At 35.8% G+C, this 13,392-nt stretch carries 14 protein-coding genes; 3 read left to right on the top strand and 11 right to left on the bottom strand.

Annotation, left to right across the window (positions count from 1 at the left end):
• Positions 1-135: 135 nt before the first annotated feature.
• The 6 genes from AC4G3N_RS19110 to AC4G3N_RS19135 form a co-directional block, all read right to left on the bottom strand.
• The gene (locus AC4G3N_RS19110) at positions 136-1,338 is read right to left on the bottom strand and encodes an IS110 family RNA-guided transposase (RefSeq protein WP_491089503.1); all 1,203 of its coding nucleotides are present in this window, start codon (positions 1,336-1,338) and stop codon (positions 136-138) included.
• Positions 1,339-1,658: 320 nt separating this feature from the next.
• Complete coding sequence (locus AC4G3N_RS19115) at positions 1,659-2,195, bottom strand: ATP-binding protein (RefSeq protein ID WP_066103966.1); 537 nt, start codon at positions 2,193-2,195, stop codon at positions 1,659-1,661.
• A 185-nt stretch (positions 2,196-2,380) separates the two neighbouring features.
• Positions 2,381-2,824 (bottom strand): hypothetical protein, encoded by a 444-nt coding sequence (locus tag AC4G3N_RS19120; RefSeq protein ID WP_491091032.1) that lies wholly within the window; start codon positions 2,822-2,824, stop codon positions 2,381-2,383.
• 360 nt (positions 2,825-3,184) lie between these two features.
• On the bottom strand, positions 3,185-3,682 hold the full coding sequence (locus AC4G3N_RS19125) for a CcdC family protein (protein ID WP_139891987.1): 498 nt from the start codon (positions 3,680-3,682) through the stop codon (positions 3,185-3,187).
• Between the two features lie 54 nt (positions 3,683-3,736).
• Positions 3,737-4,096, bottom strand: coding sequence for a response regulator (locus tag AC4G3N_RS19130; RefSeq protein ID WP_139891988.1), 360 nt, complete (start codon positions 4,094-4,096; stop codon positions 3,737-3,739).
• A gap of 62 nt (positions 4,097-4,158) precedes the next feature.
• Entirely contained in the window at positions 4,159-4,866 is a 708-nt protein-coding gene (locus AC4G3N_RS19135) for a cytochrome c biogenesis CcdA family protein (protein WP_491091035.1), read from the bottom strand.
• 233 nt (positions 4,867-5,099) lie between these two features.
• Between AC4G3N_RS19135 and AC4G3N_RS19140 the strand changes: the two genes are divergently transcribed.
• Positions 5,100-5,276 (top strand): aspartyl-phosphate phosphatase Spo0E family protein, encoded by a 177-nt coding sequence (locus tag AC4G3N_RS19140; protein ID WP_077248028.1) that lies wholly within the window; start codon positions 5,100-5,102, stop codon positions 5,274-5,276.
• Between the two features lie 175 nt (positions 5,277-5,451).
• Here AC4G3N_RS19140 and AC4G3N_RS19145 read toward each other — a convergent pair whose 3' ends face one another.
• Positions 5,452-7,245, bottom strand: a complete 1,794-nt coding sequence (locus AC4G3N_RS19145; RefSeq protein ID WP_066103984.1) for an ABC transporter ATP-binding protein — start codon at positions 7,243-7,245, stop codon at positions 5,452-5,454.
• Between the two features lie 3 nt (positions 7,246-7,248).
• Positions 7,249-8,994 (bottom strand): ABC transporter ATP-binding protein, encoded by a 1,746-nt coding sequence (locus tag AC4G3N_RS19150; protein ID WP_491091038.1) that lies wholly within the window; start codon positions 8,992-8,994, stop codon positions 7,249-7,251.
• A gap of 222 nt (positions 8,995-9,216) precedes the next feature.
• On the opposite strand from AC4G3N_RS19150, the gene AC4G3N_RS19155 reads away from it, so the two are divergent.
• Both AC4G3N_RS19155 and AC4G3N_RS19160 read left to right on the top strand, forming a co-directional pair.
• The gene (locus AC4G3N_RS19155) at positions 9,217-10,062 is read left to right on the top strand and encodes an SPFH domain-containing protein (RefSeq protein ID WP_139891992.1); all 846 of its coding nucleotides are present in this window, start codon (positions 9,217-9,219) and stop codon (positions 10,060-10,062) included.
• A gap of 9 nt (positions 10,063-10,071) precedes the next feature.
• The gene (locus tag AC4G3N_RS19160) at positions 10,072-10,242 is read left to right on the top strand and encodes a type II toxin-antitoxin system antitoxin (RefSeq protein WP_139063817.1); all 171 of its coding nucleotides are present in this window, start codon (positions 10,072-10,074) and stop codon (positions 10,240-10,242) included.
• Between the two features lie 435 nt (positions 10,243-10,677).
• On the opposite strand, the gene AC4G3N_RS19165 is transcribed toward AC4G3N_RS19160, so the two are convergent.
• The 3 genes from AC4G3N_RS19165 to AC4G3N_RS19175 all read right to left on the bottom strand — a co-directional run bounded on the left by AC4G3N_RS19165 (position 10,678) and on the right by AC4G3N_RS19175 (position 13,241).
• Positions 10,678-10,884: a nucleoside/nucleotide kinase family protein gene (locus AC4G3N_RS19165; RefSeq protein ID WP_491091043.1), complete on the bottom strand. Its 207-nt coding sequence runs from the start codon at positions 10,882-10,884 to the stop codon at positions 10,678-10,680.
• A 142-nt stretch (positions 10,885-11,026) separates the two neighbouring features.
• A complete protein-coding gene (locus AC4G3N_RS19170; protein ID WP_491091045.1) occupies positions 11,027-11,794 on the bottom strand; it encodes a MerR family transcriptional regulator in 768 nt (255 codons plus the stop codon).
• Between the two features lie 244 nt (positions 11,795-12,038).
• The gene (locus AC4G3N_RS19175) at positions 12,039-13,241 is read right to left on the bottom strand and encodes an IS110 family RNA-guided transposase (RefSeq protein WP_491089503.1); all 1,203 of its coding nucleotides are present in this window, start codon (positions 13,239-13,241) and stop codon (positions 12,039-12,041) included.
• Positions 13,242-13,392 lie beyond the last annotated feature (151 nt).

Raw genomic sequence — 13,392 nt, forward strand, 5'->3', positions numbered from 1 at the left:
CTAAACCAGCTAATAGGTTGTCAATATCTCTCTGTATATTTCATTTTTTTATATGCTATACTGTTTTTGGGTATGCCAAATAACCCTCCAGTTTCTTTTTGGAAGGTTTTTCTTATGTTGGATAAATATCATTTCCTAAGCTAAATCTAGGAAATTCTCGTTCTTTTTCAATAAAGCATAAATCCAGTGAAGCAGCTTGTTGATACAAGCTACAATGGCAACTTTTGAAGGTTTTCCTTCTGAACGTTTTCTATCATAGAACTCTTTGAGCTTTTTATTTCTAGAGCCTCTTATCCCACATAAAACAGCTAAATACAAACTATGCCTTAGCCTACTGGATCCTCGTTTGGTTATACGATTTATGTTCGCAGTAAACTTACCAGATGAATAGACACTGGGATCTACTCCAGCGAAGGCCACTAACTTTTTAGGGTGATTAAACCGATCAATTTCTCCTATCTCCGAAATGATTGTTGCCGCAATCTTTTCACCGATACCAGGAATCGATTGGATAATCTTATATTCTTCTATTTCATTTGCCAGGGATACCATTTGGCTCTCTAAATCCGTAAGGTGTCCTTGGTAGTGAAATAAAATATCGATATACATACTAAGATTGATAAGATGGCTTTCATATCGCACTTTCTGAAAAGGATTTTGAGAAGCTGAATGAATGAGCTTTCTTGCCTTTTCTTTGGCCCACTGTACAGACCGACTGGGACAATGTTCTCGTATCCTATCTTCTAGCTCTTCCTTGCTAGCCCTTAGAACCTTCTCCGAGGTAGGGTATTCCTTTAATACCGATAAAGATACTTTCGAAAATAGATCCCCAAAAACCTTTCTATATTCAGGGAAAACCTGATCTAAAATCGTATGGAAATGCAATTTTGCCTCCACATACATATTCGTCATTATCTCTTGTTGTCTCGATAGATTCCGAATATTTAGAAGTTGAATTCCTCTCCTTTTTTGAGGTTCAAATTCTTCTTTATAATAGAGAACACATAATTGATACGCATCAAACGCATCAGTTTTCACCTTTCTTAAACTGGCCTTCTTCGCTTGATGAGAAATGATTGGATTCAATAAGATATAAAGTATGTCATTCTCTTCTAAGCATTGAACAACTGGGGTATGATAATGTCCTGTTGATTCCAATATAACCACAGGCATCTGCCCAGTTGTTTCCTTCATTTCTTCTAAGAAATAGATAAACTTCTCCAACTCTTCACGATTATGCTTAATCGAAAAACTTGTTCCATACGGCTTTCCTTTATCTAAAAAAGCCTGTACTTCACTTTCTTCTTTGGCTATATCTATACCCACAACTGGGTTCATTCTTTCTCCTCCTCTGATAAATTCACCAGTATCCCTATTTCCTCCAAGTAGTATTATAGCTTCGCTTGTTATACGAGATCTCAGTCCCAACCAGCCTCAAACATATTTCTACAAGTAGGGGGTGAACAGTTTAGCGGACGGGATCATTTGTCCCACTGCCCCTTACGTTCTACCCTGGCTACTGATAGATTAAATTCATATGAAAAAAGTTCAACCAGAAAGTTCTGGCTGAACTATATAATACGAACCTGCCCCTTTACTTCCATAAGGAGTTCAACAGAAAAGGACATTAATCCTTCTTGGATCAACTCCCTGTTAGTTCAATTAGTATTTAGATAATCTAAGACAATATCAACTCTTTCATTGACTGAATAATCCCCTTCAATTTTTAATACTGGACAAGATAAGTCTGCCATCCAATGCTCGTGCAATTTTTTACTTCTAACTTTCATTCCCGCACTATCATAAAGAGAAGCCCACTCTAAAAAAGTTTTCGATTGTTCATATTTGCTTCCGCCAGTTAATATTTGACTTCCATAACGCTCATATTCCCTCTGCTTTAACCTTTCAAGCCTTATATCTTGCGGAACCCATAAGAATATAACAAGGTCAAAATAACTTTTAAAGTTATCACCCCAACCACACACTGCACCAGAAAGAATCCAGTTTTCATTAAGTAATAAATCTTTTTCAAGCATTTCTCTTCTTTTAGGTACTTCTCTTTGTTTAGTAAATTTAGTTGTCCAAAAGTAGTCATCAGTATCAAGATGTGTATGAGGTAAGACCTTTGATAATGAAGAACCGAGCGTTGAAGTACCAGAACCAGAGGCTCCCAATATGTGTATTTTTTCTTTCATTTTCCCCATCCTTAATCATAGGCTTCTTCAACTCTTCTGCCCCTTTAGTTCAATAAGCTATAATAGCCAAAAATATTTATCCCTGCTTAAAGACTATGTATTATTTTGACGCTGTTAGCAAAGTGCTAATTGATAAATTGAATTCTTCTTTAAAGTTTTCCTCATATAGTTTCAATGAGGAATAACTAACTGATTGCATCAATATTCCTTTCAACCCAGTCTTCATATATAAATACTACCATTCGGGCTATTTTCAAGTCTGGTGTCTTTTCTTTAAATCCTGGTACTCTATGTGCTGAATACATATTTCGCCAATCCTTCAAACTCTTCCAGTACAAATTATAATCTTTCTCACTTAACTCTATGTTAGACAAAATAATTGGCTTTAAATCACCATCTAATCCAAGCTTCTTCCAGTGTATTTCATTTTCGTCAGTGCCAAAAATCATACACCAGAGATTAATTGACATAAAGTAATGTGCATCTATTGTATACTTCCAAAATTCCTGAGAACCAAATCTACATAGGTTATCAAATTTCTCATTTAAATATCTAAAACTAGAATAATGGCATAAAAAGCTTTTTAGTATTTCAAGCTGTTCATCCAAAACCGACTCATTAAAATTCATGTTACTCTCCCTGAAATTTATTTACTGGTTTTATCCCTAATTCGTTGATCGTCTTTTAGTCGTTGGTATGTTCTAATATCAATTATTCGCCATATTTTGTTCAAGTCCTTCTTCCGCTAACCTGCCCCGTTTGTTGAACAAGCCATCTTAATTCAACTGTACCACAAATTGGATATTTATATCCTTTTATTCAAGAGCAACAATCTATGCGAAAACAGCCTTTTATTTTTATGATCTTCCTCAAAAATATCTTCAATTTAAAATACGGTTGTATTTTGTGAAACAAATTCAACACGATTAACATGATTCGGGTTAAAACAGCCAAAATTAAAAAAACGACCAAAGGTCGTTTTTTATCATTTATACGGAAGTAACCGGATTATTACCTGCCTGTGTATCATTTAAGATGTTTTCAAACTTTTTATATTGCATATACATCGCTATTCTCCATGGCACAATCATTGAAAAAGCCAATAGCCAGAACATTCCTCCTGTTTCACCCAAATCAATTGATGAACTTAAAAATACCTTAAGGATGGTTCTGATTAAAATGAGTCCTATAAGGACAATTCCAAAAGCTTTCGACCGTTTCATATATATTTGTTTATCTTTAATTTCAAATTTGGATGTCTTTATTAAAAATATGGAAAAAAACATGCCCAGTATGATTGCCTCGAGTATTTCCATTCCAGTTAACCGAAAATACGGGAATACATACATAAGTGCACCGGTACTCATAAAAAACGGCGGCAATATAATCTTTTTGATAGAAGCCGGTTTTTGGGATGCCTTCATCCTTACTGCAAAAACAAAAAGTCCCATTATCACTGCAAGTATTGTAGATACTGCAAACATCATATATCATCATTCCTTTTAGCATACATAAATTTCAAACGTTTAATACGATTTATGTTAATCCAAGACACGCTTGACCGCATCTATTACCCTTATCTCTTCAAATGGTTTTATAATAAAGTCTTTTGCACCCGCTTCTATGGATTCTCTGACAATCTTTTGCTGACCCATTGCCGAACACATAATAATTTTGGCATCCGGGTATTTACCCTTAATTACTTTGGTCGCCTCTAATCCACTCATTAATGGCATCGTTACATCCATAGTAACCAAATCAGGCTTATACTTTTCATATAGATCAATTGCCTCTATACCTGATTCTGCTTCTCCAACAATGTGATGATTTCCTTTTTTAAGGATAGCTGCCAACGTCAACCGCATAAACTTTGCATCATCCACTATTAGAATATTAGCCATCTTTAGTTCCCCCCTGTTACAAAATAAAATTATATCTCTGTGCTGAATATGATTAAAACTAGTTAAAAACCACTCCATCCTCCGAATAAAGCGATAAAATAGGAGCTTATTTTGGTCATCCAATCAAAAAACAAAACGATTCCCATCAGAATCATTAACATTCCGCCTGCCTTCATAACTTTATCCGAGTTGCGTTTGATCCAGCTTAATTTCCCAATAAAAAAAGACATAATAAAAAACGGAATAGCAAATCCTAAAGTATAAGCTAACATGTAGAACATACCAGATTCCGGGTTGGTTCCGGTCATCCCAATGACAACCATTAAAATAGGTCCACTACATGGAGTCCATCCTGCTGCAAAGGCAATTCCTATTAAAATTGATCCGATATAACCACCCGGACGATTTTTAAATTCAAAACGGTGTTCTTTCATAAGAAACTTTGGCTGAAAGAAGCCAATTATAATTAAGCCAAAAAAGACTATAAGAATAGCACCTAATTGCCGGATAATATCTCCATAGTTTTCAAAGAAGGTTCCAATATAAGATGCACTGAATCCCAGTGCTATAAAAATAATGGAAAATCCAATTAAGAAAAAGAAAGTATGTAATAGACTCCTTTTATGCATCATCGCGTTATCATTTTTTAATTCTCCAACCGACATTCCTGTTATATATGAAAGAAAGGCCGGATAAAGCGGAAGACAGCATGGAGATATAAAGCTGAGGAAACCTGCTCCGAATGCCAAAAATATATTAATATCACCCAAATGAAATTACCCCCACTGTTTCTAATTCATTCCATCTTACATTGTACCAAATTACTCCATATAAAGTAACTGTCTGAGCAGATGATAAAGAGTATAGTTTTAATTTTTCAATATATTTTACATTTTTAGTAAAATTTATGTATAATAGTTTTACCGCAATTCTTTTCTGTAAGAATATGTTATAACCTTGTAAATTTAAACATAATCCACTAAACGAGGAAGGATCTGCAACCATGGATAATCAAGAGTTGTTAGATAAAATAGAAATCAAGCGTGCAGAACTAGTTACTGTCGTCTCTCAGAATGGATTATCATCTCAAACAACCATTCAATATAGCCAGGAACTCGATCATCTGTTAAACAACTATCAACCTGAAAAAACATACAATAGATCAAAAATATCATGTTAAGCTAAAGTAAGAAAAACCTAAACACATAAGGATAGAATAGAGTTAGAAGAACTCATTCTTTTTCCATTAAAACACTGTTCAAACAGTTTCAGGAATCACCCAAAAGTATATTTCAGAAAAACAATAAATCGCATCCGATTCATCGGATGCGATTTATTTAGTTAGAGTCTTTATTTCAGCTTACATCTTTGTTGAAACTTGAACGGATACCGTTTTGAAGTAAATACATTTTATAATAAAGCCCTTGCTTAGCCAGCAATTCCTGATGTGTTCCCTGTTCAACAATTTGGCCTTGATGCAAAACAAGTATAAGGTTAGCATCTTGAATTGTGGAAAGACGGTGGGCAATTGCAATTGTCGTTCTGCCCTTTCTCATTTTTGCCAGGCTTTTTTGAATAGCCTCTTCAGTTTCTGTATCAATATTGGCTGTCGCTTCATCAAGAATAAGAATTTTAGGATCTCTCACGATTGTTCGCGCGAAGCCAATCAACTGCCTTTGACCGCTCGAAAATGTTGCTCCCCGCTCCACTACTAAATGATTATATTTATCAGGTAGCTTTTCAATGAAGGATTGTGCCTGAACAAAATTAGCTGCCTCTTCTATTTCATTGTCCGTTATTGTTTGATCATGCAAACTGATATTATCTCTAACAGACCCATAGAATAAGAAAGCATCCTGTAATACAAGCCCCATCTTCCCCCGCAGTTCTTCATTTGAATAACTTTTGATGGATTTCCCATCAATTAATATATCTCCTCTATTAAATTCATAGAAACGCATGATCAAATTTATGATAGAACTTTTTCCACTACCCGTATGTCCAACAAGTGCAACTGTTTCGCCCTCATTGACTTTAAAGGAGATGTTTTTTAGTACATCTCTCTTTCCATCATAAGAAAAACTAACATTTTTAAATTCAACGACACCCCGCTCGATTTTATACGTTTGAATGCTCTCTGCCCCGGGAGCTAACTCTTTTTCATCCAAAACAGCAAATACTCTTGATCCAGCCACAATTGCCTGCTGATATAAGGATAATCTTTGCATCACTTGGTTAACGGGTTCAAAAAACCGATCAATATAGTTTACAAACGCATACAAAACACCTATTTCAACTACTGAATTCATCGAGTTGATCCCAAAGTAACTGAGCACAAGAACAATCGCAAATATATATACTAGATCTATCGCTGGCCTTAGCAATAACCCATCTATCTTAATATTCCTCATTCCTGCTTCATAATGTTTTTGATTAATCTCCTCAAACTCATCCTTTAAGCGTTTCTGCTGGCGAAACACCTGAATTATAGACATCCCCTGGAGAGATTCATTTAAATTGGCGTTCAACTGGCTTAGCCTTTCCCTGAGTTCTTGATAAAAAACACTGCTGAATTTACGATAAAATCTCATAAGCAAATATAAAATGGGCAGGATGAATAAACAAAACACAGCAAGCCTAACATTTAAAATAAACATCGCAATAATCGTCCCTATCACGAAAAACCCACTGGATATAAAAGCTGCAATCACAGTCACAAACATATCCTTAATTGCTTCTGTATCATTAGTAATCCTGGATACAATCGCTCCTGCAGGTGTTTTATCAAAATATCTCAATCCAAGGCTCTGTACTTTACTAAAAATATCAACCCTAAGCTGCTGAATAATTTTTAAAGCGACAAGCTGGAACGAAAACTCTTGAAAATAAGTAATAAACATTTTAGCAAACAGGAGTATCAAATACCCGATTGCCAAAATAGCTATTGGCTTATACTGCATATTCATTGGCGTTAAATAATCATCAATGAATATCTTCACTAAAATAGGTCCTGTGATGTCAGCCACTGTCGCAAGAAATAATAAGAAAAATGCTCCTATTAATCTCTTTTTATATGGTTTCGCATAGGACAAGAGACGGAAGAGAATTGCTCGCTGTTCTTTTCCTGTTATTGATTTAAGTTCATCCATCTCTTATCCCCCCTGCTCCACTAATTCTTCTAATTGTTGCTGTTGGTACATTTCTTTATACCAGCCTTCCAAGTCCATTAACTCCCTATGCGTACCTTTTTGAACGATTTTACCGTCCTTCAGAACAATGATTAGATTGGCATGCTGGATAGCACTTAACCGATGGGATGTGATAATCGTTGTTTTGTGTACTCTGTTTTCCTTTAAATTCTGAAGGATTGTTGCCTCTGTTTTGGCATCGACTGCCGATAGTGAGTCATCCAGAATTAAGATTTCAGGATCAAGCATCAATGCCCTTGCTATACTGATTCTTTGCTTTTGACCACCAGAAAGCGAGACTCCACGTTCACCTACAACCGTATTATATCCTTCCGTAAAGCCTTCAATATCAGAATGAATATATGAAAGATTTGCTGCTTCTTTAATTTCACCTTTGGTAGCATTCGGTTTAGCAAAGGCGATATTCTCACCAACTGTTGCTGAAAATAAAAAAGGATCCTGTGGTACATACCCAATTGCTTCTCGTAAGGATTTCAACGTATAATTTTGGACTTCGTGTCCTCCAATGCTTATGCACCCTTCTGTTGTCTCAAATTCCCTAATCAGTAATTTTAATAAAGTCGTTTTACCTGCACCAGTTTTCCCAACTATTCCGAGAGTTTCCCCTTTTTTTATCGTAAATGAGAGATCCTCCAGTACAGGTTCCTTTTCATCAGGATAAGTAAAGGATGAAATCTCAAATTCTATATCACCACTGGCTTGTTCGTTAAGAGCGCCAGTTTTATCAAAAATATCGGTTTTTTCAGCTAGGAGTTCAGTAATTCGATCATAAGATGCGTTCCCCCGTTGCACGATATTAAATAAGAATCCAAAAGCGAGCATCGGCCAAATCAATAATCCTAGATAGGTTGAAAAAGATACAAGTTCACCAATCGTCAAACTGCCCTCCATCACATATTTCGCGCCAACAGCGATTGAAATAAAATAAGAAAGTCCCGCCATTACACTGATAGTTGGATCAAACAAGGCATCTATACGCGCCACCGATATGTTTTTATCCACTACATCATTAGAGGAAGACCGAAAGGATTCAATATCCTCTCTTTCCTGGCCAAAGGTCTTGATCACTTTAATCCCATTTATGCTTTCCTGGGTCTTGTCATTCAATTCAGAAAAGGCAGCCTGAGCAGCCCTAAATCTTTTATGTAATAGCTTCCCATAATAGCTTGTTGAGATGGCAATAACGGGCATAGGAAGCAATGCAAACAGCGTTAAACGCCAATCAATAAAGGCCATGGCCAGAACAACAAACCCACCGGTCGTTAGCGAATCAACTAAGGATAGGACACCGCTTCCTGCGGTTTGCTGGATTGCATTTAAGTCATTGGTCGCATGTGCCATCAAATCTCCGGTGCGCTTACGCTGGTAAAAGGATGACGGCATATTCGTGAAATGATCAAATAATCGATAACGAAGTTCTCTTGCTAACTTCACGGCTGAACCAAAGATCTTGATTCGCCAAAAATATCTTAATATGTACATACCAACGCCCGAAGCAATTAAAATAACAGTCAATTTCGAAAGACCTGCACCTGTCAGAGAATCATTATTAATCTGATCAACTACAATTCCTATAATTCTAGGTGGAATCAGCTGCAAAATAGCTACGAATAATAACATAATGATGCCAATTATGTATGCTTTTTTTTCTTTCTTAAAAAACCATTTTAGCTTTACAAAGATCTTCACAAATGCCCTCCTTTTCTCTTTTATAAGGCCTCCTTATTTTAGCAAATCAAATAAACCAAAGGAAGATTATTTTAAACTTTCCGAATAATTATACAGGTGTATTTTAGGATTGCTTTACAAACTTAATTAGAATATTTGGTATATTTTGTTATAAAAAGCTAACTATCTAACTAAATAAGTGATATAATTGTGATATCACTTTGATATATAGGAGGCATTAAGATGGTTGAAAAGAAGGCAGTTAAAATGAATGGTTATTTAGGCGTCCTTGCAGGGTTGGTCATTATCAGCATTAGTGCTTATATGTTGATAAATGGATCAACTGTACTTCCAATCGTATTATTAATAGCTGTTGCCGTATTATTGTCTGGCATCACCATTGTCCAACCAAACGAAGCAAAAGTATTAACATTTTTCGGAACATATGTAGGAGTCATACGCGAGCAAGGTCTATGGTTGGCAATACCTTTTACCATCAAATCCAGCGTTTCACTGCGCGTCATCAATTTCAATAGCGATACCCTAAAGGTAAATGATTTAGAAGGTAATCCGATTGAAATAGCTGCCGTGGTGGTATACCGTGTCAATGATAGTGCGAAGGCAACTTTTGATGTGAAGGATTACAAAGAGTTTGTACAAATCCAAAGTGAAACGGGAATTCGTCATATCGCAAGCCAATACGCCTATGATCACTTTGACAAAGAAACCGATCTGTCACTACGGAGAAATAGTGATGAAATTGCTGTTTTTTTAGCAGAGGATTTACAAAAACGTTTAGAGGTAGCTGGTGTGGATGTGCTTGAGGCACGAATCATGCATCTAGCCTATTCTTCTGAGATTGCTTCCGCTATGTTACAAAGACAACAGGCCCAGGCTGTGCTGGCTGCCCGTAAGGTAATTGTTGATGGTGCCATTGGAATGGTGAAAAGTGCGATCGACCAATTGGCGGATGAAGATATTGTTGAACTTGATGAAGACAAGAAAGCACAAATGGTCAACAACTTAATGGTTGCAATTGTTTCAGAAAAGGGAACGCAGCCAATTATTAATACAGGAAGCATTCACTAGGTTTTTAAGATGGCCAAAAGAAAAGCATATCCGCTAAGAATTGATCCTAAACTTTATGACGCACTTGAAAAATGGGCAGATGATGAACTTCGCAGTGTAAATGCTCAAATAGAAATCCTCTTAAAAGAAGCCGTAAAAAAAGCAGGCCGATTGAAGGATGATCAAGAACAACAAGAATAAATTCGAGACTATTAGATAGCCAGAAGCATAGTTAGAACGTTTGTTTAAAATAATACAAACGTTCTATTTTTATTGTGGTGATTTAATAAACCTCTCTTTTACCATTCCTATTGACGTTTTTTGAGCACACATAAAAACCACCAGTCTATGTTTGCTCATTGTCAAAATCCCCGTTTCTACATTAAGGAATTCAACTAAAAAGAGCATTAATGGTGCTGCACCTCATTTAAATAAATACTCCCCCTATATTTTTACTTTCTTAATGAACTAACCTGCCCCATTTCAACCATATGAGTTCAACATAAAGGGACATTAATCCTGCTTAAATCAACATCCCTGTTAATTGAATAAGATATTATATTTTCATTCTTGCTTTGTCCTGTGAATTACTCTATTCACATTATATTTTGAACGATAATACTTACAATCTCAGATTTAGATGAGTGGTGATAAGTCCCAATCATCAGGATTAGAACCATTATCAACCCATTCAATAAAGTTATCGGGACCATCAAAATCATAATCATCAAAAGATATTGTTTTACTATTTTGCAACTGTCCTTTTAGGTAAGAAGTTATTGTTGTTTTGCCCCCACCCGAAACCGCAGCAATTGAAATCACAAACGGAAATTTCCTTTTCATAAAATCCTCCGACTTTTCGAATGTCTTCGTCCGCTAATCTGGCCCATTTCTAAAATAAGAAATTCAATAGAAAAGGGCATTAATTCTTCTTGGTTTAACACCCTTTAATGAAATTATACTGTAGTCAGGTAAAAACCTATTTTCATTCCATTTCTACATGTTTCATATAAAATTCTATTGCTTGGTTAAGCCATTTTTGCTCATTTTCTGTGAATGGTGAAGGTGCGAGTTGTTCAAACTCTTGAATATCGAGTTCTTCTACGTCAGCATCAGCTAGATTTTGCACCAAATCTTCACCAAGAAACGCAAAAGACTCTTCAAGATACATTTTAATCACTTCTTGCACTTCAGGATGGTCGATAGGTTTACCGTATAATTGTTTCACTTGCTTATTTAACTCAATGAAGGTTTGATCTAGGGCTAGTTTTTCTTCTTCAGATTTCTTTGCTATTCCTTCCGCTACATCAGATAAGTTATGCCGTTCCATCCATTTGTATTGCATATTGTCCATCTCTGTACTATGGATAAGGCTGAATAACACTGTACTATCAACTTCTCCCTCTTTCTCAAGTATCATAATCACTCTCTTAACAGCAGTCATTGAACGCTCAATTCGTTCTTTTTCTTTTTCTAGTGCTCGAAAGTGGAGGTTTAAAGTCTTATTTAAATCATCTGAAAAACTTGATTCACCTAATAATTCAGCAATCTTAACCAAGTTATATCCAAGAAACTTTAAACTTAAGAGTTTTTGTAACGTTAAAGTATCTTGATGTCTGTAAATACGATGACCTGATGTTGGATTCTTCTTTGGCTGTAAAAGACCGATTTCATCATAATAATGTAGAGCTCGAATAGGTATTCCTGTCTTTTCCGAAAATTCACCAATGGAATATTCTATATTCCCTTTCATCAACATCCCTCCCCATAAATATTTAAGCTCATGATAAAACCTCACGTAACTAGAGGTTCAAGAGGAATTTTGATAATTATAATGCAAATCCTAAAACATTCTTATTCAGCTAAACCAGCTAATAGGTTGTCAATATCTCTCTGTATATTTCATTTTTTTATATGCTATACTGTTTTTGGGTATGCCAAATAACCCTCCAGTTTCTTTTTGGAAGGTTTTTCTTATGTTGGATAAATATCATTTCCTAAGCTAAATCTAGGAAATTCTCGTTCTTTTTCAATAAAGCATAAATCCAGTGAAGCAGCTTGTTGATACAAGCTACAATGGCAACTTTTGAAGGTTTTCCTTCTGAACGTTTTCTATCATAGAACTCTTTGAGCTTTTTATTTCTAGAGCCTCTTATCCCACATAAAACAGCTAAATACAAACTATGCCTTAGCCTACTGGATCCTCGTTTGGTTATACGATTTATGTTCGCAGTAAACTTACCAGATGAATAGACACTGGGATCTACTCCAGCGAAGGCCACTAACTTTTTAGGGTGATTAAACCGATCAATTTCTCCTATCTCCGAAATGATTGTTGCCGCAATCTTTTCACCGATACCAGGAATCGATTGGATAATCTTATATTCTTCTATTTCATTTGCCAGGGATACCATTTGGCTCTCTAAATCCGTAAGGTGTCCTTGGTAGTGAAATAAAATATCGATATACATACTAAGATTGATAAGATGGCTTTCATATCGCACTTTCTGAAAAGGATTTTGAGAAGCTGAATGAATGAGCTTTCTTGCCTTTTCTTTGGCCCACTGTACAGACCGACTGGGACAATGTTCTCGTATCCTATCTTCTAGCTCTTCCTTGCTAGCCCTTAGAACCTTCTCCGAGGTAGGGTATTCCTTTAATACCGATAAAGATACTTTCGAAAATAGATCCCCAAAAACCTTTCTATATTCAGGGAAAACCTGATCTAAAATCGTATGGAAATGCAATTTTGCCTCCACATACATATTCGTCATTATCTCTTGTTGTCTCGATAGATTCCGAATATTTAGAAGTTGAATTCCTCTCCTTTTTTGAGGTTCAAATTCTTCTTTATAATAGAGAACACATAATTGATACGCATCAAACGCATCAGTTTTCACCTTTCTTAAACTGGCCTTCTTCGCTTGATGAGAAATGATTGGATTCAATAAGATATAAAGTATGTCATTCTCTTCTAAGCATTGAACAACTGGGGTATGATAATGTCCTGTTGATTCCAATATAACCACAGGCATCTGCCCAGTTGTTTCCTTCATTTCTTCTAAGAAATAGATAAACTTCTCCAACTCTTCACGATTATGCTTAATCGAAAAACTTGTTCCATACGGCTTTCCTTTATCTAAAAAAGCCTGTACTTCACTTTCTTCTTTGGCTATATCTATACCCACAACTGGGTTCATTCTTTCTCCTCCTCTGATAAATTCACCAGTATCCCTATTTCCTCCAAGTAGTATTATAGCTTCGCTTGTTATACGAGATCTCAGTCCCAACCAGCCTCAAACATATTTCTACAAGTAGGGGGTGAACAGTTTAGCGGACGGGATCATTTGT

It is taken from the genome of Bacillus sp. z50, assembly GCF_058313585.1.